Source organism: Nonlabens sp. Ci31 (assembly GCF_012974865.1).
In the GTDB taxonomy this organism is placed as follows: domain Bacteria; phylum Bacteroidota; class Bacteroidia; order Flavobacteriales; family Flavobacteriaceae; genus Nonlabens.
Window position 1 is genome coordinate 593,250 of record NZ_CP043633.1, and the last position, 19,666, is coordinate 612,915.

Sequence of the window (19,666 nt, forward strand, 5' to 3'; positions counted from 1 at the left end):
CTATAAATCCCTCTTTTTGAAATATTTTAAAGCACTTCTTCACATCTTCATCGTGGTTCTTTTGACATTAATTACTCAAGTGGGCGGGCTGATTTGGATTGCAGTTTTTAGTTATTTTAAGTATCGCAAGTCCATCTGGAATAAAAGGAAGCGAATTCTCAGTTTCTCTCTAGTGTATATGCTTTGCGTCTTCTTTATAACACCCGTTCTTGCTCCCTTAAATAACAGAAGAGCACTTCCTGTTTTTAACGATCATATCGGTCCTCATAATTTAAGCTATGTGTTGTTGTGCCGTAATTATGTGCATAAGGATTTATATAAATACCTACATCAGGCATCTAAAAGTTTTTACAAAAGAAGCTCTTCAAATAAATTGGTATATCTAGATGCAGGCTTTCCTTTTATCGACGGTTTTCCATTACTACCGCATCTAAGCCATGATGATGGCCGCAAAATAGATATTGCATTTAAGTACAAAAATAAAAAAGGAGAACTGGTGGACAGGACACCATCTCTTTTAGGCTATGGTGTTTATGTAGAACCCAATGATCATCAATTAACACAAGCTCAAAAATGTATGGATGCTGGTTTCTGGCAGTATGATTATGCTACATATATAGGTGTGAACGTGCATAAGGAATTGATCATCGACGAAGCCTTTACAAAGCTCTTGATTGAAGAAATGCTTTTATTATCAGTAGAAAAGATATTTATAGAACCGCATCTCATTCCCCTCCTAAAATTAGATAAATTACCGGCTTACCAACGAAGTAAAATTAGATACCATGGCTGTCATGCAGTAAGGCATGATGATCATATACATTTACAAATTCCTAAAAGAGATTAAGTGAAAAAAAACGTACTACTGTTGATTTTGGTAAGCTTTTGCCTATCGAGCTGCAAAGAATCTCCTCAATTCCACAAATCTCATTATCCAGAAAAGGCAGAAGCCCCTTTTAGCGATGCAGTGGAAGCAAACGGCTTTTTATTTCTATCTGGTCAGATAGGTATGGATCATAACACACGAGAACTAGTTGATGGTGGTATTGTTCCAGAAACAAAACAAGCTATAGAAAACATAAGAGAGGTACTAGAATTACACGATAGCGACCTTTCTCAAGTAATAAAAGTGAGTGTTATTTTAAAGGATATTAAAGATTTTAATGCTTTTAACAAAGTCTATGTAACGCATTTTACTCATCAGCCTGCTCGTACCACTTTTGCCGCATCTGGGCTTGCAAAAGATGCTCAAATCGAAATAGAAGTAGTTGCTGTTAAATAAAATTAGCACAGAGTTCGTACTATTGTAGTTCTAATAATTGCCTATGTTTTTCCTTCCTCAAAACCTTGATGATTACATCGTCGCTCATTCTGAAGACGAACCACAAATCCTTCAAGACCTCGCCAGAGAAACCCATCAAAAGGTATTACAACCTATCATGTTGTCTGGACCCTATCAAGGAAGGGTGTTGAGCATGATCTCCCATTTGAAAGCGCCTCAGCGCGTTCTAGAAATAGGCACTTTTACGGGCTACTCTGCACTCTGCATTGCTGAAGGAATGCCGGCAAATAGCGAACTGATCACGATTGATATCAATGAAGAGCTGGAAGATTTTGCTGCTGGATATTTTGCGCGCTTTCGCGAAAGCGGAAACAATAATATTTCCATAACTCAAAAAGTAGGTGATGCGATACAATTGGTTCCAGAGCTGGAAGGAACTTTTGATCTCATTTTTATAGATGCTGATAAACCTAATTACGTGAACTACTTTCATCTTATTATGGACAAAGTGCACGCTGGAAGTTTGATCATTTCTGACAATGTCTTATGGCATGGTAAAGTGGTGGAAGATCTGAATGAAAAGGACAAATCAACACCTGTACTACTGGAATACAATAAGCTATTAAAAGAAGATGCCCGATTGCAAACAGTACTTTTATCAGTTCGTGACGGACTTACCTTAAGCCGAGTGTTGTAGTCTTTTTTCTATTTTAGAAAATAGCATAAAACATCCCCAGCCCAAAAGAAAACCTACCAGCATTCCCACAACAATATCTCCTGGGTAATGCACTCCTATAAACACTCTGGAAAGTGCAAAAATTACTGGCCAGAGGTAGAAAAGCAAGACCCACTTTGTCATTGCTTTTGTTCTTAATGCTAGTATTATAAATGTAGTCACCGCAAAACTCACGGCACTATGACCCGACCAAAAGCTAAAACTTTCTGGCTCTTGTAAGACTTGGATGCTGTCCCTTAATAATGGGTCGTTATATGGCCGCAACCGTTCCACAGTATTTTTAACAAGATTGGTTAGCGATAAAGTAACAAAAACAAGCAGCGGCAACATTAATAAAGCGATGTAATTCACTGGTTTTTGAAATTTTCTAAAGAGAAGGTAAAAGAAAAATAGATAAAGTAGCAACCAGTTTTCTATACGGGTAACAAAAAGCCAAAAGAATTGAAATTTCCCTATCCAAAATCCATTGACCCATCTTAAAATATCCTGATCAATTTCTACAAGAGATTCTAACATTTAGAACTTGCGTTTAATAGACCCCGAGTCTTCTATCTGGTCTTTCACTTCTTCTATTTTTTTAGTAATTTCTTTGACGTCTTTATTGAATCCGTGCTCGTCTGCACTTTTAGCAATTTCATTTTTAATGTCATCAGTTGCATTTCGCACTGTTTTCATCGCTTTACCTATACCACGAGCAATTTCCGGCAACTTATCTGAGCCAAAGACTAATATCACTACTAAGCCTACTATCATAAGCTCTGGAGTACTGATAAATAAAAGTATCATTTTCATAGTGCAAATATACGATAGGACAATTTTTAATTAGAGTTTGGACCTATAGATAATTAAAAAATTCAAATATAGTAGTGCTAGTGCCAGATTCAGTTTTAGTTATTTCTCGAGAACTGGGAAATTGATCCTCTTGCAGTGTATAGCTATAGGAGAACGAACGATCTGGCACAAAACTACCAGATACGGCCGTGTAATCTATCCTACTGTTAGGTAAATATCTTGTATAAGGAACGAATTTAGGAAATATAATAAGACGTAAAACATCATTCATGTCCTTAAATGGGTTGTTATTAAACTCATAGGTAAACTCCGTGTACCCTATAATAGTAAATCCATTTGTATCTACACGATTGATGCGATCCACATTGAAGTTTGCGGTATATTGATAACGCAAATCTTCCGTTTGCGAAACAATACCAGCTCCATTTGTAATCCTAGTGACTACTCTAGCAATCCTATTTTGAATGTCGGTGTAAAGTTGTTTTTCCACCTGTTCTCCATTTGAATCTGTGTAATCTAGAAACACAGAATCGTCGGTATAGGTGAAATTATATATGATAGTACTTCCAGCTGCTTTAGTGGCTGTTACCAATCTATTGTTAGCCGTATACTCAAAATCATAAACCACATTTGTTGCCCCAGTAAAGGAGACTTGACCGATCAATTCCTCTTCATTATAGACGATACTCACATTTTCTGTCATGTTAGTCATTACATCTTGGGCTATTTGAATACTGCTCAATCTGGTCAGATTTGGCATAGGCTCTACTATTCCATCAGCTTCATTGTTTTGTTGATCTAGGGAAGGATCATTACAAGAAATAAAGAGAATAGAGAGAAAACATAAAAAGGAGGTGTACTTCATACCGCAAAGATATTTATTAATGATACTATTTAAATATGAAAATAACCAATTCAAGCTAAATGGATAACAAAAAAAACCAGATTCATTGTGAATCTGGTTTTAAAATTATTTGAGAAATGTATTTCCTACTTCTTCATTTGGTCAAACTTGCTTACCTCAGCAGCAGTTGGCCATGTGTTGTTAGAAGTATCCACATCTGCAGTTTCTAGTTTAGGGTCAATTACTATTTTAGTAATTTCCTTAGTACTTGCTTTGCTTAATCCTACTTCTTTATCGTTTAACCTCCAGATTTCTGCTGGGTGCGTAACCGTTTCAGTTGTACCGTCAGCATAAGTATACTCTATAATGATAGGCATTACTAATCCACCTGGCTTCTCTACTTTTATTTCATAGAAGAATTTAGGAGATTTCATAGCGGCTCTTTCTGTCGCTGTAAAGTTATCCATCATATAGGTTTTTAACTCTCCTACTACTTCAGCAGGTTCTTTCCCTTTAAGATCATCATTATAGTCAGCACTTCCTTCTTTAACCATATAAACTAAAGCAGGTATATTACTATCATCTATATTTCTTGCTTTCATCAAGTCTTTCATAGCTTGATTTTTCTCATTAGAAACAAAATACTTTTCTACAGATTTGATCCCCATATCATTAAACTGAGTGGTATAAAACCATCCTCTCCAGAACCAGTCTAAATCTACAGCACTAGCGTCTTCCATGGTACGGAAGAAATCTTCTGGTGTTGGGTGTTTAAACATCCATCTTTGAGAATACGTACGGAATGCATAATCAAATAAGTCACGTCCCATTACAGTTTCTCTTAAGATATTAAGAGCCGTACCTGGCTTACCATAAGCGTTAGAACCGAACTGGTAGGTGTTGAGACCTTTACTCATAATAGGAGCAATATATCTTTGATCTCCGGCCATATAAGGGACAATATTAGCTGCTGGCCCACGTCTAGATGGATAGGCATCTAATCCTTCTATAGAAGCTGGGTAATTTTCTCCCATATCTTGCTCTGCAACATACTGCACAAAAGTGTTTAAACCTTCATCCATCCATGTCCACTGGCGCTCATCAGAATTTACAATCATCGGAAAGTAGTTGTGACCTACTTCATGGATAATTACCGAAATCATACCAAATTTTACACGATCAGAATAATTTCCATCCGTATCAGGACGACCATAGTTCCAACATATCATAGGATATTCCATCCCTTGATTCTTTGCGTGTACCGAAATGGCTTTGTGATATGGATAATCAAAAGTCATTCTTGAATAAGACTTTAATGTTTGAGCGACAGCCTTTGTAGACCATTGTTCCCATAAAGGATTACCTTCTGGCGGATATATAGACACTGCCATGATATCCTTTCCTCCTATTTTTACTGCCATAGCATCTGCTACGTAACGACGGGATGATGTCCATCCAAAATCACGAACATAATCTGCTTTTAATTTCCAAGTCTTCATCGCTTTAGCCCCTGGCATCATGGCAAGCTTTTCAGCCTCTTTTTGAGTTCTAATCACTACTGGATTCTCAAAAGATTTTTGTGCTTGCTCATAACGAGCTATTTCTGTTTTAGAATATACATCCTTACGATTGGTCAATTTACCAGTACCGTCTAACCAGTGATCTTCTGGCACCGTAATATTCACTTCAAAAGTACCGAATGGCAATGCAAATTCATCACGCCCGTAGAATTGGCTGTTTTGCCATCCTTCTACGTCATTATAAACGGCCATTCTTGGATAAAACTGCGCGATTACATAAGCTCTGTGTCCATCAGGAAACTGCTCGTAACCACTACGACCACGACCTTCTACGTGGTTATTAATATTGTAATCCCACTCGATATCAAATTCAAAATCCTTTCCAGACTTCAGTTTTTCTGGAAGTTCCACACGCATCATCGTTTGATTGATCATGTATTTTAGAGAATTACCGTTTTTATCAAGTACTTTTTTGATATTGAAACCGCCGTCAAATGGCTCTTGTAAATAAGCACCTGCAAAACCAGCTGGTTGCATGTAAGGCTGTACACCACCACCTTCAATAAGAGGAGTTTTAGAATCCTTAGCACGCATATTTTGATCTAACTGTACCCATAAATAATCCAATACATCTGGAGAGTTATTGGTATAAGTGATCGTTTCATAACCATAAATATGGTGATTTTCGTCATCCAATCTTATGTCCATCTCATAATCAGCGCGTTGCTGGTAGTACTTAGGACCAGGAGCACCACTGGCACTGCGGTACTGGTTAGGTGTAGAAAATTCCTGATACAACTGACGGAATTTGTTGATGTTAGCATGTTCTTCAGCCTTAGGCTCTTCTTTCTGAACTTCTTCTTGTGCAAAAGAACCATAAGAAACCAGCATCATACTGATAAACAATAGTTTAATAGCTTTCATGTGTTTAGTTTAAATTAATCATCGCTAAATTAACAATAATGAATAAGTTATAAAGCTTTTAACTAAAACTTTACAGTATCTGTTAATTTGTTTTTATCCATAAGCAGGCTACGGCGCACGCCATTGATCTTCATATGAACCAAATTCTTCTGCTCTTCAAACAGCTCTATAAATGCATTGAATCGCATCGTTATTACTTTTGGCATCTTTGGAGAAGGCAGTTCTATATAGAGTACTATTTGATCTGACTCATATTCTGCACCTATAAAACTAGGAATAGAATTCACCCCATTGATTTGCACTTCTAATTTTTTAGCTATATAACTCTTTAACAATGGGTATACCTCTTCAATGGTAGACTTATCGCCTAATACGATAGGGTTCTCAATTCTAGAATTGAGAACGTCCTCCATATCATCTATAAAAAACCTGGTCACCATCTGCATGCTTTTGGCACTTTTACTATACGTGGCGTTAGAGACCGATATATAGTATTTATGTAGGTTATTATTCTCGCTTTTTCCGGTCGTCCGGATTTCGTCGAAGGAAAAGGGTAACGGCTCAACATCTTTATCGATATTACTAGAAACCTTAGTATCCTCCATATTAGAGAAAGATACCAGTAGGATAGCAGCCATAACTACTAGAGGCAAGCACTTTAATTTTTTGAGCATTTTAATTTTTTAAGATCCATACTAAAGTATGCTGTTCCTATCAGAAAAACACAAGATCGTGAAAGATCAATTTTGACGAATTTATCTTCGTTTTTATAATAAAGTAAGGTTGCCTAAATAGATACCGTGAAAACGATCTCCATTTAAGTCTTCTCCGTCTATTTCAATGGCATATCCCATTTGATACGGAGTAACACTTACGTAACCTGTTATTAACGGTACTCCGCGATTCAGTGAATCATTAGAGTCATAATCTATATCATAAGCAACATAGGCATTCCCTGAGTCTTGATCAGCATCTATTCTATAAGTACCTGTTTGAAATGCACTCTCCTGATTTCCGTAAAGAACTATATCTAATAGCACACCCATTCCTTGAAATTCACTATTAACATCTAAAGTTAGATTTTCATCAGTTACAAAAGCGACGGTTCTATATACACCTTGTTGCGCTTCTACCACATCATTATAATAGCCCGCAGTAGACTCAAATGAGTTGGTAGCATCTGTTCCATAAGAAAATGAGTTGACCACTATTGAAGGTCCTGAAGGCAGGTCATCATCACTATCACAAGATATTAGGCTACATAAAAATAGAGCGAACAAACTGTAAAGGGTATTTTTAAGTGCATTATTTTTCATTGCTTTTTTTCTTTAGTAGAAGGAGAGAGGCCTTCTGTTTCTTTGGGGTAATTTTTCTTTGCTTTGAACAAAGTTACTTGATTTGAAAGGAATTGAAGTAGATCAAGCTCTCTTTCTGGCTCAAACATAGTTGAATTAAGGCCGTTGTCTTGAGCAAAATACATGAACTCATAAAGGTGTTCTTCAGGTATTTTTAAATATTCCAGCAAGTATTCTGTGCTGTACTTGTTCTTTAATGTATAAACATTAAATTCTTCTTGCGTGGGTTGCTTAGGACCCGGGTCTATTCCCGTTTCAACTGCTTGAAAAACACCTCCTAAAGCCATCATAGCAAGTGCTCCAAATATATTACTCATGTTAAAACGTGGCTGGCTTTGATTAAAAGCCTCATTCCTTACAGCATATTCTTCTGGCTGTTTGATGCGGTCAGACATCGTATTTTCCATACGGTCTACAGCTCTTGTTTTCAAATTAAAATCGCTTACTTCGTCAATCTTAGGATCCACATAGGGTGTTTTTTTAACTTTAATACGCATAAGACCATCAACTAACATCACTTCATCGAGCTGGTTCACCCCTTCATTAAGAGAAATAAGCACCTTTTTATCGTCCATTATTTTCTTAGTAATTGTTAAAGAAAAGGATTCTAATTGTACCGCTTTAAAAGAAAGTTTATCAGTCTCTCGAGCATGAATAAAAAAACCACCTTGTTTATTAGTAACTGTACCTTCTAAAGAACCTGAATTAAAAACAGTGACACCTTCCAGTGGTTTATTGGTTATGCTGTTGATAACACCTTGTATTTGTACGCGCTCCTTTTGAGCACTGGCCAATCCACCGACAAACAATAAAAACAGTAACATCTTTTTCATAATAGGGGGGGGGGGTATTAATTGACTTAAAATAATGTCAAAACAAATTTAATATACACAAATAACGTACAAATAATCCTATCATTGTTAGAGTTTAACGATGTTTAACCTAGTACAACCAAACCATGAAAAACATGATCATTGCCAGCACATCTACTATTCATGGCACCGCATACCTTTCCTATTTACTCCCCACTCTATTAGAAGACTTTGATAAAAATAATATACAACAACTTCTATTCATTCCTTACGCGCGTCCAGGCGGTATTTCTCATCAGGAATATACAGAAAGAGTTAGAACTGCTTTTCAAAAGACCCCTATCACAGTAAAAGGAATACACGAATTTGAAAATCCGCAGGAGGCCTTAGAAAGTGCCGAAGCTATTTTCACTGGAGGCGGCAACACATTTGTATTGGTGAAAATGCTTCACGACTTAGATCTCATGTCCTTGCTGCGTAAAAAAATATATGCAGGAACCTCTTATATAGGAACTAGTGCTGGAAGTAATATTTGCGGTCTTAACATGAGGAACACCAATGACATGCCTATTGTCATGCCGTCAAGTTTCAAAACCACAGGAGCCATAGGTTATAATATCAATGCACATTACCTTGACCCAGACCCTAACTCCACCCATATGGGAGAAACTAGAGAGCAACGTATCAAAGAATTTCACTGTTATAATGATTTGGCTGTAGTAGGATTGCGTGAAGGAAGTTATATCAGAGTACAAGGCAAAGAAGAAATTTTATGTGGTACAGCGTCCGCTAGAATTTTCACAAAAGGCAACGACGCCATAGAAGTGAGCCCTGGATACGATTTTGCTCCACTTTATAAAATTCACTAAATAATTTTTAGACTAATTTAAAATGAACCGATTATCTTTAGGCTTAATAGACATCACATCATTTAAAAAAAACCAAACATTATGGCATCTATTCAACATAAAGAAAATGACTCTAGGGGTCTTTTCTACCTTAAAGAAGGCAATAAAACTATAGCAGAGTTGACCTATACTTTAAAAGATAACGTCATGACGATAGATCACACAGAAGTGCATTCTTCTCAAGAAGGAAGAGGCTTAGGAACTCAACTCGTAACAGAAAGCTACCATTTTGCTAAAGAAAAAGGACGTAAGATCCATCCGCTATGTCCGTTTGCTGAAGTTCTTTTTGACAAAAATGACAGTTGGCATAAGGTTAGAGTATGATATTAGAAACAGAACGGCTGTATCTCAGACCTTTTCAAGAAAAAGACGCTCCTTTTCTTTTTGACCTCAATAGCGACGAAGAAGTGATGCGATACACTGGAGACCATGCTTTTGAACACCTAGAGGCTGCAAGAAAATTTGCAGTCGATTATGTTACAAATTCGCAAGGACAGTGTGCGTTGTATCATATGGGAAGAAAAGCCGTTATTAGAAAAGCAGATGGTGTATTTTTAGGCTGGTCGGGATTAAAAAATCATAAAGAAGAAGATTTTGTGGATATAGGTTACCGCTTCCTGAAGAAATACTGGGGAAAAGGCTATGCTACAGAGTCTGGGCTCGAAGTTTTAAGACACGGTTTTCAGGATCATGGCTTGAATCAATTAGTAGCTCATGTTCATGAACTGAATTACGGCTCGCAAGTGGTCGCAAAAAAACTAGGAATGCATCTGGAACATCGTTTTTTATGGGACCGCAGAGAACCTGCCAGACAATATAAAATCACTAGAGAAACCTATCTCAATAACTCCAATTAATTAAAAATGATTGACATACAAGCAGTAACCGCTAGAGAAACCTTTTCTGTAAGGCGTCCGGTTCTTAGAAAGGGAAGGCCTATGGAGGACTGCCATTTCTCTGGAGATGAATTAGGAACTACATTTCATCTAGGCGCTTTTGAGAAGGATAAAATAATAGGTGTCACCACTTGTTTAATGAATAAAGATGTGCGCCTTGAAAAACTTAGGGAATTTAAACTGCACCATTGCTATCAGCTAAGAGGCATGGCAGTTCTAGAAACGATGCAAGGAAAGGGAGTAGGAAAGAAATTGCTTAAAAGAGCAGAACAATTACTCAAAGAGAAAGACATTAAAGTGATATGGTTCAATGCACGTATTGCAGCAGTGCCATTTTATGAAAAAATGGGTTATGAAGTTGTGAGCGACTTATTTGTCATTCCTAACGTAGGAGATCACTTTAAAATGATAAAAATATTATGATGCGATTCATTGGAATAATGATGCTTTTTACATTAACGATTACCCCACAAATAGATCAAAAAGAACTCACTGGGCAAAGTGCCAACCCTAAAAATCTATTAGAAAAGGAAACACAAGTTGCTTTTGATCTTATGAAAACAGCAGCGGCAAAAGAAGGTATTCAACTGAGGGTAGTTTCTGGTTACCGGAGTTTTAGCAGACAGACACAAATCTGGAATCGCAAGTATAAAAAATACGAGTCACAAGGCCTTGAGCCGGATGCCATTTTTGATAAAATTGTAGAATACAGCACGGTACCAGGAACCTCGAGACATCATTGGGGAACGGATATCGATATTATTGATACGAATGCCACCTACTCTGGAGACGTTTTAGTACCGTCTAAATTTCATGGTACTGGCCCTTTTTGCAAGCTCAAAGACTGGATGGAACAGCACAGTCCTGAATATGATTTTGAACTCGTTTACACCATGAATCACAACCGCACTGGTTTTAAATATGAGCCGTGGCATTATAGCTATATTCCGCTTTCGCGAAAGCGGTATAACGACTATTTAAATACCATAGATTTAGTTACTTTCCTTAGATCAGAAAATATCATGGGAATGGATAAGATAAGTGAAGAACGCATCAATCGCTATCTGGAAGAGCATATCAAAGGCATACACCCAAAATTAAAGGAGTGATTAAAAGGAGAAGTAATTATTGAAGTCAACTATTAATAGAAGTGTTCTAGATAAATTTGATTCTAAAGAACAAAGAAAACCCCCTAACAAAATACGCCCAACTTTTCAGTTGGGCGTATTTTTATAAATTTTGTTTTTCTAAAATGAATACACCACTTCTAGTTTATAATCTTCAAGGGTTTTTTTTGCTTTTTCTAGGTCTTCTGTAAAACCTAAAATATAACCACCACCACCAGAACCACAAAGTTTTAAGTAATAATCACCACTATCAAGTCCTTTCTTCCATAAATCATGGAACTGAGCAGGTATCATAGGTTTAAAGTTATCTAATACTACATGAGAAAGTTTCTTCACGTTACCAAACAGTGCTTTTACATCACCGCTCAAGAAATCTTCCACACACATATCTGTATATTTCACAAACTTATCCTTCAACATAGATCTGAAACCTTCTTGCTTCATATTCTCCATGAAAATATTCACCATTGGCGCGGTCTCTCCTACTATACCAGAATCCAATAGAAAAACAGCTCCTTTTCCTGTCGCTAACTGCGATGGAATTCCTGCTGGTTCTATATCTTGTTGCGAATTAATTAAAATAGGCAAACTTAAATAAGAGTTTAATGGATCTAAGCCAGAGCTTTTTCCATGAAAGAAACTCTCTATTTTTCCAAAAACATCTTTTAAGATCAGTAATTTTTCTCTAGTTAGATTTTCTAGAACCGTAATTTTATCAATAGCATATTTGTCATAAATAGCAGCAACTAAAGCACCACTACTGCCTACTCCATACCCTTGTGGGATACTAGAATCAAAATACATTCCTGCATTCACATCGGCTCTGAGACTTAAAATATCAAACTGAGGAAAATCTTTGTCCGACTCTTGAAGTGACTCTATATGAGTCGCCAGACGGTCTAAATTCTTATTAGACTGTGCGGAAGCATCAGTTAATTCATCGCTGATTTTAAGGGCTCCATTATAAAAATTATAAGGAATAGAAAGACCTTTAGAATCTTTGATAATACCGTACTCACCAAAGAGTAGAATCTTAGAATAAAATAAGGGTCCTTTCATATGACTAAGTTAGCACTTTTTTGCACCTGTACCGATTTGATCACAAATATAGTGAGAGTTTTGACAATAGCGCGTCAATTTGTTGTTAATCAGTTCATCGACCGCGGTTTTGTGCTCGCTAGGATATAGCATATGCACATTTGCTCCTGCGTCCAGTGTAAAACATACGGGTATTTGTGTCTGTTTTCTAAAAGCCCAAATTTCTTCAATGATCGACAGCGTTTGCGGTTTCATCAATATAAAATAAGGATGCGAGGTCATCATCATGGCATGTAAGGTCAGTGCCTCACTTTCAGTGATCTTGATAAACATGTCTAAATCACCTTCTTGTAATGCTTTCTTTAAAATAGTCAAATTCTCTTGGGCTTGTTCAAATCTCGCTTCTGCGAAAGCGTGACCATTCATCAAATCATGACCTACCGTAGAGCTGACTACTTTTTCCCCTTTATCAACCAATAATATAGTGTCCTGAAAATCTTGAAAAACCGGATGCAACAACTCACTTTTATCCACTCCGTAAAAATTAGAACTACCTGAAGTGTCTTTATGCTCCCCCCATAAAACAGCTGCTCCTTGAAGACTGCGACAAGCACTTCCAGAGCCTAGACGAGCTAAAAATGACATTTTATGATAATCCAGCGGGGTAGCAGTAAGTTCACTTTCAAAGTCCATCATACAAGCGCTTAAAGCAGCCATACTACTCGCACTACTCGCTATTCCAGAGCTATGCGGGAATGTATTGTGCGTATCGATATCAAAATAATAATTAGCTGTCCATGGACAATAGTCAACAATACGCTCCAAATAAGCTTTGATCTTAGGCGCAAATTCAGGTTTTGCAATCCCGTCATAACTGATGCTAAAACCCGGTTTCCCCTTGGTTGCTTTTACACTAGTAATGGTACGACAAGCGTGGAGCGTAAAACTTATAGATGGATTTGCCGGTAGTTGCATACCGTGCTTTCCCCAATATTTTACCAAAGCAATATTAGAAGGCGCTTGCCATTTTGCAGCTAGCGTTTCCTTTAATTCTACCTGATCTTTAAGTTTAAAATGCTCTTCCAATGGTCCACCTTATTTAAGTTGCAAAGATAAGTTAGGAAATGTTTTTAGAAGATGTTTGAAGTTCCGCTTTCTTTTTTCTGAAGAAAAAAAGCCATTTCTAGACTTGATTCCCTATTCAAGTAGAATAAAAACAATCTTATTTGTAACAAATAAGCTTCTGTAGTGTCCAATGATTAAGCGTATTTTTAACCAGCCGAACATCTAAAATCAGTCCATGCTCATTTATCTTAGAGTTTTAAAGGAAAGTTTCTTTTTTGCCATTAATGCGTTACGCACCAATTTGCTTCGTACCTTTCTGTCACTTCTAGGTGTTACCATAGGTATTTTTTCCATCATTGGTGTTCTTGCGGCAATTGATTCTTTAGAAAACGAGGTGACCGATGGACTCAGTTCTTTAGATATTTCTACTATTTATGTAACGAGTAAGTCTTTTGGCCCAACAGAATTAGAACCTTATCAATACGAGAGTTTTCCTAAAGTCACTTATGACGAATTCCAGATGCTACAACGCAGTATGGAAGACATAGATGTCATGACCTACACTGTTTTTTCTGGTCCAGAAAATATAAAATTTGAGAATAAAACTGCGACCGGAGTGAGTGTCGTACCAGGTACAGACAGTTATTACGACATTGATAATTTAAAATTAGCGGAAGGTCGTTTTTTTAATGGCGCCGAATCTAACAACGGCAGCCCAGTAACTGTATTGGGTAGCGAGGTGGCAACAAGCCTTTTTGGAAACACAGACCCTATAGGAAAAAGGGTACGGCTATACGGAAATAAATTTACCGTTATAGGAGTCTTAGAAAAAGTAGGTCAAGGATTTAATATAGGACCGTCTAAAGACGGCAGTGCTTACGTGCCCGTTAGCTTTGTTAGGAAAATTTATGGAGACAACAACAAGTTCAGGTTGCCCGCAATTATATTAAAACCTAAAAAAGGAATTGACGTAGAAGAGTTTAACGCCGTCTTAGAGCAAAAATTAAGAGTTTACCGAGGTTTAAGACAAGATGAAATATCAAACTTTTTTATAAACCCAATCAGGGGACTGGCTGATTTGATTGATCAAGTGACTTCTGTATTAACCCTTATAGGAATTATCATTTCTGGTTTCTCGATGCTGGTAGGTGGTTTTGGGATAGCAAACATCATGTTTGTAAGTGTTAAGGAACGTACTAATTTAATAGGGATTCAAAAATCTTTAGGTGCAAAAAGACGATTTATCCTTTCTCAATTTTTATTTGAATCTATCATACTTGCTTTATTTGGAGGATTATTTGGACTGCTCTTTGTCTGGATAGCCACTTTAATTGCAAATACCTTCGTAGAAGATTTTACCTTTATTTTATCCTCTTCAAACATCCTACTAGGAACAAGCGTGAGTGCGATAATAGGACTTGTTGCAGGGATCATTCCTGCTATTATAGCCGCAAGACTCGATCCTGTAGAAGCCATAAGGACTGGAATGTAGGATTTAGATAACTTCACAATGCCTAAAATATTCTTTTTATCTTTAACGGGTATACACTCCAATAGTTACTGTCATTGGTTTCCATTAGGAAGGACTTACATTTAAATCCAGCAAGTTGATGAAAGTAAACAATAGACGAACTCGCTAAGATTTAAGTTGAATTTTGACTCCTATTTCTAATAAAAGATAGCTTTTAGAGTCAAGTTTCACAGAATAAGCAAGTACATTTTAATTTAAAAAACAACTTGATTTTCAAATAACTAAAAGGCTATATTTGCAAAAAATTTCACACGATGGGTAGAGGTAACGAAGGATCAAAAGGTAAAGGTAGCGGTCGCCGTGATGGCAAAAGCGCTGGTGCTTCAAAAAACAATAACAGACGCGATGAAAAATCATTTGACAACAAAGGGAAATCTCCTTCTCGCGACAAAGATTCTGATGACCGTCCTACTACTCGTGGTGGTAAAAATCAGGTAGTTGGAACTTCTCGTTCTGGTAAGCCTGTTACCAAAAAAGAATATATAGACCGTAAAAAGTCTGAAAGCTTTACCAAAAGAAAAACAGACAAAGCAGGTACAAGGCTTAACAAGTATATCGCAAACTCTGGTCTTTGTAGCCGTCGCGATGCAGACATCTATATCCAAGCGGGTAGCGTAAGTGTCAACGGCAAACCTGTTATAGAAATGGGATATCAAGTAATGCCTGGAGATGAAGTGCGTTTTGACGACAGACCTATACAGCCTACTAAAAAAGAATATTTTATTCTTAATAAGCCCAAAGGATTTAATTCTCCGCGCAAAGGAGAAGGTTCTACAAGAACTGTCCTAGATCTTATGGAAAATGCCAGTCCTAATAGCCTGCATTTTGTGGGGCGCTTAGGAAGGGCATCCCTAGGGATCATGTTGTTTACTAGTGATCTTGAACTAGCCAACAAACTGAATAACCCGAAACAAAAATTACGGAAAATCTACCAAGTTGCATTAGATCGCAGCTTTAAACACGACGATTTAATGAAATTGCGTAATGGTATTTTACTGGATCGTGAAGAAGTAGAGATTAAAGAGATCAGCTACGTTGAGAACGGTAAAAATAATGAGGTAGGAATTGAAATCCACAGTGGTAAGGATAACATCGTGCAACGTGTATTTGAATCTGTAGGATATGAAATTAAAGTTCTTGATAGAGTGGTATTAGGCGGACTAACTAAAAAAGATTTGCCCCGAGGTCATTACCGCAGACTGACTGATCAAGAGGTGATTAATCTGAAAATGATTCCATAAAAATTAACGCCCCGTTAACAGATACTGATTTACATTTGAGCAATTTTGTGAGTAAGGCGACGATGCCTTACCATATAAATTAACCCCATAATTTGAATACAAAATACATAGATCTCATCGATCAGACTTATTACTTCCCAACGGAAGAATTTGAGCTGCAAGATGGGCAGCTACAGTTCCACGGTATAGACCTTATGGCTCTCGTAGAACAATATGGTGCGCCCTTAAAATTCACTTATTTACCTAAAATTTCCGATAATATAAATCGAGCAAAGGGCTGGTTTGATTCCGCTTTCGCGAAAGCGGACTACAAAGCAAAATACCATTACTGCTATTGCACTAAAAGCTCGCATTTTAAGCATGTGCTGGATGAAGCCTTATCCAATGATATTCACATTGAAACTTCTAGTGCTTTTGATATCAATATCGTTAACAAGCTAAGAGCAGAAGGTAAAATCCAAAAGGACACTTTTGTCATTTGTAATGGTTTTAAACGAGACCAGTACATTCAAAACATAGCAGAGTTAATTGACTCTGGACAGAATTGTATTCCTATCATAGATAACTATGAAGAATTAACTTTGTTGACAGATGCCACAAAGAAAAAGTTCCATTGTGGGATACGTATCGCGAGTGAAGAAGAACCTAAATTTGAATTCTATACCAGCAGGCTGGGAATAGGTTATAAGAATATTCTTAATTTCTATAAAACTCAAATTGAATCTAACGATCAAGTACAACTCAAAATGTTGCACTTCTTTATCAATACAGGTATAAGGGATAATGCGTATTACTGGAATGAATTACACAAATGCCTTAAGGTGTACATCAGCCTTAAAAAGATATGTCCTTCTCTGGACAGTTTAAACATAGGTGGCGGTTTCCCTATCAAAAACTCTTTAGTTTTTGATTTTGACTACGAGTATATCATCGATGAAATCGTAGCTCAAATCAAACAGGTTTGCGATGAAGCTGGTATTGATGTACCTCATATTTTTACAGAATTTGGCTCTTTCACCGTTGGAGAAAGCGGCGGTGCTATTTACAAAGTCTTGTACCAAAAACAACAAAATGATCGGGAGAAATGGAACATGATCAACAGTTCTTTTATCACCACTTTACCAGATTCATGGGCGATTAATAAGCGTTTTATCATGCTAGCGCTCAACCGCTGGAGTGAGGAATACGAGCGGGTTTTATTAGGCGGATTAACTTGTGATAGTGACGATTACTACAACAGTGAACAAAACGTAAACGCCATTTACTTGCCTAAGTACCATAAAGATAAACCTTTATATATAGGATTTTTCAATACAGGAGCTTATCAAGAAAGTATAGGTGGTTTTGGAGGTATACAGCACTGCCTGATCCCAGCACCAAAGCATATTTTGATCGACCGGGACGGAGATGGAAAAATTCAAACCCGTGTTTTTAAAGAACAACAAACCTCAGAACAAATGCTGGATATTTTAGGATACTAGAAACTGAAGTTCTAGTTCCAGTTGAAAACGAACTTGAAATCGAAGTCGGACATGAATTTGAAAACACAAGAGCTAGGATCGAGATCGTGCGTAGCACTTGTCGATACCAAATCAACTTCCTCTATTAATAATTGCTAAAATTGAAAACACTAAATTAAACGTAACTTTAAAACCAACTTTTAACTTCACCACATGAGCAATTCAAACTATGCAGGAATCCCAGATGAATATGCTGGATTAGATAATGCATCTATTGTTTTAATTCCAGTCCCTTACGATGGTACCAGTACCTGGCAAAAAGGAGCCGATAAAGGTCCTAAAGCTTTTCTAGAAGCCAGCGCCAATATGGAATTATATGATATTGAAACAGATACAGAAGTCTATCATCACGGCGTTTTTCTAGCAGAGGCTGTTACAGAAAATAGCTCTCCAGAAGCTATGGTAGCTGCTGTTCATGCCACCACCAAAAAGTACATCAAAAAAAATAAATTTGTTACCCTTTTCGGTGGAGAGCACTCCATTTCCATAGGAAGTATCCGTGCATTTAATGAAATGTATGAGCATCTGAGCATCCTTCAAATTGATGCTCATGCAGACTTGAGAAAAGAATACGAAGGCAGTACTTGTAATCACGCTTGCGCTTTGTATGAAGCAAGTCAAACGGCTAATTTGGTTCAAGTAGGAATTAGATCTATGGACAGTATAGAAGTAGGCGTTAATGATGATGAGAAAGTTTTCTACGGTCACGAGATGATTCAAGACGACTACTGGTCAGAAAAAGCTACAGAGGCACTTACCGAGAACGTTTTTATCACCATCGATCTAGACGCATTTGACCCGTCCATATGTCCATCTACTGGAACACCAGAACCTGGTGGAATGTTTTGGTACGAAATGCTTGATTTCTTGAAAATGGTCTTTGCAGAGAAGAACGTCGTAGGATTTGATATTGTAGAATTATGCCCTAATCCAGCTGAGAAATCGTCTGACTTTCTTGCAGCAAAATTGTATTATAAAATGTTGAGTTATAAATTTAAAGACATCGCTCTAGCAGGAGAAGATGGTTATGATTCTAACAATACTTTTGCAAAATCAGGATTGAAAAAAATGAAAAATATAGAAGATTAATCTTCAAAAATCACATGGGAAAACCGATAACAGATTTTATAGAAAAATACTTTTTACACTTTAACAGTGCTGCGCTCGTAGATGCTGCCAAAGGTTATGAAGCACAACTCAACCAAGGTTCAAAAATGCTCGTTTCTCTCGCTGGAGCAATGAGTACAGCCGAAATTGGTAAGATTTTTGGCGAGATGATACGTCAAGATAAAGTACATATCATTTCTTGTACTGGAGCCAACCTTGAAGAAGACTTGATGAATCTTGTAGCGCACAGTCACTATAAAAGAGTTCCTAACTATCGCGATTTAACTCCGCAAGATGAGTGGGATTTACTAGAAAAAGGACTCAATCGAGTTACAGACACCTGCATACCAGAACAAGAAGCTTTTAGAAGGTTACAAGAGCATATCGTTAAGATATGGAAAGATGCAGAAGCAAATGGGGAACGTTATTTCCCACACGAATACATGTATAAACTATTACTTAGCGGTGTTCTAGAACAGTACTATGAAATCCCTATAGAGAACTCATGGATGTATGCAGCTGCCAAAGCCAATCTGCCTATTGTTGTTCCAGGGTGGGAAGACAGTACTATGGGTAATATTTTTGCCAGCTACGTGCTCAAGGGAGAACTAAAAGCCAGTACCGTAAAAAGCGGTATTGAATACATGACTTTCCTAGCAGACTGGTATACAGACAACTCTCAAAAAGGGATAGGTTTCTTCCAGATAGGTGGAGGAATTGCAGGGGATTTCCCTATTTGTGTAGTGCCTATGTTGTATCAAGATATGGAGCGCACCGACACACCATTTTGGAGTTACTTTTGTCAGATCTCAGATTCAACCACCAGTTATGGAAGTTATTCTGGAGCAGTTCCCAATGAAAAAATCACCTGGGGAAAACTCGACCAAGACACCCCTAAGTTCATTGTAGAAAGCGACGCTACTATTGTAGCACCGTTAATTTTTGCCTACTTACTAGACATGTAATTT

Annotated in this window: 22 protein-coding genes; 13 read left to right on the forward strand and 9 right to left on the reverse strand. The window is 37.2% G+C overall.

Features of this window, described 5'->3' with window-relative positions:
* Nucleotides 1-16 precede the first annotated feature (16 nt).
* From F0365_RS02670 to F0365_RS02680, 3 genes are read left to right on the forward strand one after another with little or no spacing between them, the layout of a single operon-like run.
* The gene (locus F0365_RS02670; protein WP_240961850.1) at nucleotides 17-847 is read left to right on the forward strand and encodes a hypothetical protein; all 831 of its coding nucleotides are present in this window, start codon (nucleotides 17-19) and stop codon (nucleotides 845-847) included.
* Complete coding sequence (locus tag F0365_RS02675; RefSeq protein ID WP_169932233.1) at nucleotides 848-1,282, forward strand: RidA family protein; 435 nt, start codon at nucleotides 848-850, stop codon at nucleotides 1,280-1,282. It begins immediately after the preceding gene.
* 43 nt (nucleotides 1,283-1,325) lie between these two features.
* Entirely contained in the window at nucleotides 1,326-1,979 is a 654-nt protein-coding gene (locus tag F0365_RS02680) for an O-methyltransferase (protein WP_169932234.1), read from the forward strand.
* Here the strand turns inward: F0365_RS02680 and F0365_RS02685 are convergent.
* From F0365_RS02685 to F0365_RS02715, 7 genes are all read right to left on the reverse strand, one after another.
* Entirely contained in the window at nucleotides 1,962-2,534 is a 573-nt protein-coding gene (locus tag F0365_RS02685) for a phosphatase PAP2 family protein (RefSeq protein ID WP_169932235.1), read from the reverse strand. The genes F0365_RS02680 and F0365_RS02685 overlap by 18 nt on opposite strands.
* Nucleotides 2,535-2,810, reverse strand: coding sequence for a twin-arginine translocase TatA/TatE family subunit (locus F0365_RS02690; protein WP_169932236.1), 276 nt, complete (start codon nucleotides 2,808-2,810; stop codon nucleotides 2,535-2,537).
* Nucleotides 2,811-2,853: 43 nt separating this feature from the next.
* Nucleotides 2,854-3,675, reverse strand: a complete 822-nt coding sequence (locus F0365_RS02695; protein ID WP_169932237.1) for a hypothetical protein — start codon at nucleotides 3,673-3,675, stop codon at nucleotides 2,854-2,856.
* A 125-nt stretch (nucleotides 3,676-3,800) separates the two neighbouring features.
* Nucleotides 3,801-6,098, reverse strand: coding sequence for a M1 family metallopeptidase (locus tag F0365_RS02700; RefSeq protein WP_169932238.1), 2,298 nt, complete (start codon nucleotides 6,096-6,098; stop codon nucleotides 3,801-3,803).
* A 62-nt stretch (nucleotides 6,099-6,160) separates the two neighbouring features.
* Nucleotides 6,161-6,772, reverse strand: coding sequence for a DUF6702 family protein (locus tag F0365_RS02705; RefSeq protein WP_169932239.1), 612 nt, complete (start codon nucleotides 6,770-6,772; stop codon nucleotides 6,161-6,163).
* Nucleotides 6,773-6,865: 93 nt separating this feature from the next.
* Entirely contained in the window at nucleotides 6,866-7,414 is a 549-nt protein-coding gene (locus F0365_RS02710; protein ID WP_169932240.1) for a hypothetical protein, read from the reverse strand.
* Entirely contained in the window at nucleotides 7,411-8,286 is an 876-nt protein-coding gene (locus tag F0365_RS02715; protein ID WP_169932241.1) for a carboxypeptidase-like regulatory domain-containing protein, read from the reverse strand. Before F0365_RS02715 ends, F0365_RS02710 begins: the two co-directional genes overlap by 4 nt.
* A 125-nt stretch (nucleotides 8,287-8,411) precedes the next feature.
* Between F0365_RS02715 and pepE the strand changes: the two genes are divergently transcribed.
* From pepE to F0365_RS02740, 5 genes are all read left to right on the forward strand, one after another.
* Nucleotides 8,412-9,134: a dipeptidase PepE gene (gene pepE, locus F0365_RS02720; protein WP_169932242.1), complete on the forward strand. Its 723-nt coding sequence runs from the start codon at nucleotides 8,412-8,414 to the stop codon at nucleotides 9,132-9,134.
* Between the two features lie 81 nt (nucleotides 9,135-9,215).
* A complete protein-coding gene (locus F0365_RS02725) occupies nucleotides 9,216-9,497 on the forward strand; it encodes a GNAT family N-acetyltransferase (protein WP_169932243.1) in 282 nt (93 codons plus the stop codon).
* The gene (locus F0365_RS02730) at nucleotides 9,494-10,030 is read left to right on the forward strand and encodes a GNAT family N-acetyltransferase (protein WP_169932244.1); all 537 of its coding nucleotides are present in this window, start codon (nucleotides 9,494-9,496) and stop codon (nucleotides 10,028-10,030) included. The genes F0365_RS02725 and F0365_RS02730 overlap by 4 nt, the downstream gene beginning before the upstream one ends.
* A 6-nt stretch (nucleotides 10,031-10,036) precedes the next feature.
* The gene (locus tag F0365_RS02735) at nucleotides 10,037-10,492 is read left to right on the forward strand and encodes a GNAT family N-acetyltransferase (protein WP_169932245.1); all 456 of its coding nucleotides are present in this window, start codon (nucleotides 10,037-10,039) and stop codon (nucleotides 10,490-10,492) included.
* The gene (locus tag F0365_RS02740) at nucleotides 10,489-11,178 is read left to right on the forward strand and encodes a M15 family metallopeptidase (protein WP_240961852.1); all 690 of its coding nucleotides are present in this window, start codon (nucleotides 10,489-10,491) and stop codon (nucleotides 11,176-11,178) included. Before F0365_RS02735 ends, F0365_RS02740 begins: the two co-directional genes overlap by 4 nt.
* Before the next feature lie 138 nt (nucleotides 11,179-11,316).
* On the opposite strand, the gene F0365_RS02745 is transcribed toward F0365_RS02740, so the two are convergent.
* Nucleotides 11,317-12,255: a mevalonate kinase gene (locus F0365_RS02745; RefSeq protein ID WP_169932246.1), complete on the reverse strand. Its 939-nt coding sequence runs from the start codon at nucleotides 12,253-12,255 to the stop codon at nucleotides 11,317-11,319.
* Between the two features lie 9 nt (nucleotides 12,256-12,264).
* Nucleotides 12,265-13,320, reverse strand: a complete 1,056-nt coding sequence (locus F0365_RS02750) for a diphosphomevalonate/mevalonate 3,5-bisphosphate decarboxylase family protein (protein WP_169932247.1) — start codon at nucleotides 13,318-13,320, stop codon at nucleotides 12,265-12,267.
* A gap of 214 nt (nucleotides 13,321-13,534) precedes the next feature.
* Here F0365_RS02750 and F0365_RS02755 point away from each other — a divergent pair, with 214 nt between their 5' ends.
* The 5 genes from F0365_RS02755 to F0365_RS02775 all read left to right on the forward strand — a co-directional run bounded on the left by F0365_RS02755 (nucleotide 13,535) and on the right by F0365_RS02775 (nucleotide 19,663).
* Nucleotides 13,535-14,791 (forward strand): ABC transporter permease, encoded by a 1,257-nt coding sequence (locus F0365_RS02755; protein ID WP_169932248.1) that lies wholly within the window; start codon nucleotides 13,535-13,537, stop codon nucleotides 14,789-14,791.
* Between the two features lie 293 nt (nucleotides 14,792-15,084).
* Nucleotides 15,085-16,071, forward strand: a complete 987-nt coding sequence (locus F0365_RS02760; protein ID WP_169932249.1) for a pseudouridine synthase — start codon at nucleotides 15,085-15,087, stop codon at nucleotides 16,069-16,071.
* 92 nt (nucleotides 16,072-16,163) lie between these two features.
* Entirely contained in the window at nucleotides 16,164-17,552 is a 1,389-nt protein-coding gene (locus tag F0365_RS02765; protein WP_169932250.1) for an arginine decarboxylase, read from the forward strand.
* 192 nt (nucleotides 17,553-17,744) lie between these two features.
* Nucleotides 17,745-18,680: an agmatinase gene (gene speB / locus F0365_RS02770; protein WP_169932252.1), complete on the forward strand. Its 936-nt coding sequence runs from the start codon at nucleotides 17,745-17,747 to the stop codon at nucleotides 18,678-18,680.
* A 14-nt stretch (nucleotides 18,681-18,694) separates the two neighbouring features.
* Nucleotides 18,695-19,663 carry a deoxyhypusine synthase family protein gene (locus tag F0365_RS02775; RefSeq protein ID WP_169932254.1) on the forward strand — a complete coding sequence of 323 codons (969 nt, stop codon included), beginning with the start codon at nucleotides 18,695-18,697 and terminating at the stop codon, nucleotides 19,661-19,663.
* Nucleotides 19,664-19,666: the final 3 nt, after the last annotated feature.

Excerpts from the sequence above, each read along its gene's own strand:
- F0365_RS02735 (WP_169932245.1), top strand. The coding sequence starts at position 10,037 with ATGATTGACATACAAGCAGTAACCGCTAGAGAAACCTTTTCTGTAAGG.
- F0365_RS02695 (WP_169932237.1), bottom strand. The coding sequence starts at position 3,675 with ATGAAGTACACCTCCTTTTTATGTTTTCTCTCTATTCTCTTTATTTCT.
- F0365_RS02690 (WP_169932236.1), bottom strand. The coding sequence starts at position 2,810 with ATGAAAATGATACTTTTATTTATCAGTACTCCAGAGCTTATGATAGTA.
- F0365_RS02685 (WP_169932235.1), bottom strand. The coding sequence starts at position 2,534 with ATGTTAGAATCTCTTGTAGAAATTGATCAGGATATTTTAAGATGGGTC.
- F0365_RS02725 (WP_169932243.1), top strand. The coding sequence starts at position 9,216 with ATGGCATCTATTCAACATAAAGAAAATGACTCTAGGGGTCTTTTCTAC.
- F0365_RS02745 (WP_169932246.1), bottom strand. The coding sequence starts at position 12,255 with ATGAAAGGACCCTTATTTTATTCTAAGATTCTACTCTTTGGTGAGTAC.
- F0365_RS02705 (WP_169932239.1), bottom strand. The coding sequence starts at position 6,772 with ATGCTCAAAAAATTAAAGTGCTTGCCTCTAGTAGTTATGGCTGCTATC.
- pepE (WP_169932242.1), top strand. The coding sequence starts at position 8,412 with ATGAAAAACATGATCATTGCCAGCACATCTACTATTCATGGCACCGCA.
- F0365_RS02715 (WP_169932241.1), bottom strand. The coding sequence starts at position 8,286 with ATGAAAAAGATGTTACTGTTTTTATTGTTTGTCGGTGGATTGGCCAGT.
- F0365_RS02730 (WP_169932244.1), top strand. The coding sequence starts at position 9,494 with ATGATATTAGAAACAGAACGGCTGTATCTCAGACCTTTTCAAGAAAAA.
- F0365_RS02755 (WP_169932248.1), top strand. The coding sequence starts at position 13,535 with ATGCTCATTTATCTTAGAGTTTTAAAGGAAAGTTTCTTTTTTGCCATT.
- F0365_RS02740 (WP_240961852.1), top strand. The coding sequence starts at position 10,489 with ATGATGCGATTCATTGGAATAATGATGCTTTTTACATTAACGATTACC.
- F0365_RS02700 (WP_169932238.1), bottom strand. The coding sequence starts at position 6,098 with ATGAAAGCTATTAAACTATTGTTTATCAGTATGATGCTGGTTTCTTAT.
- F0365_RS02775 (WP_169932254.1), top strand. The coding sequence starts at position 18,695 with ATGGGAAAACCGATAACAGATTTTATAGAAAAATACTTTTTACACTTT.
- F0365_RS02710 (WP_169932240.1), bottom strand. The coding sequence starts at position 7,414 with ATGAAAAATAATGCACTTAAAAATACCCTTTACAGTTTGTTCGCTCTA.
- F0365_RS02760 (WP_169932249.1), top strand. The coding sequence starts at position 15,085 with ATGGGTAGAGGTAACGAAGGATCAAAAGGTAAAGGTAGCGGTCGCCGT.
- F0365_RS02680 (WP_169932234.1), top strand. The coding sequence starts at position 1,326 with ATGTTTTTCCTTCCTCAAAACCTTGATGATTACATCGTCGCTCATTCT.
- speB (WP_169932252.1), top strand. The coding sequence starts at position 17,745 with ATGAGCAATTCAAACTATGCAGGAATCCCAGATGAATATGCTGGATTA.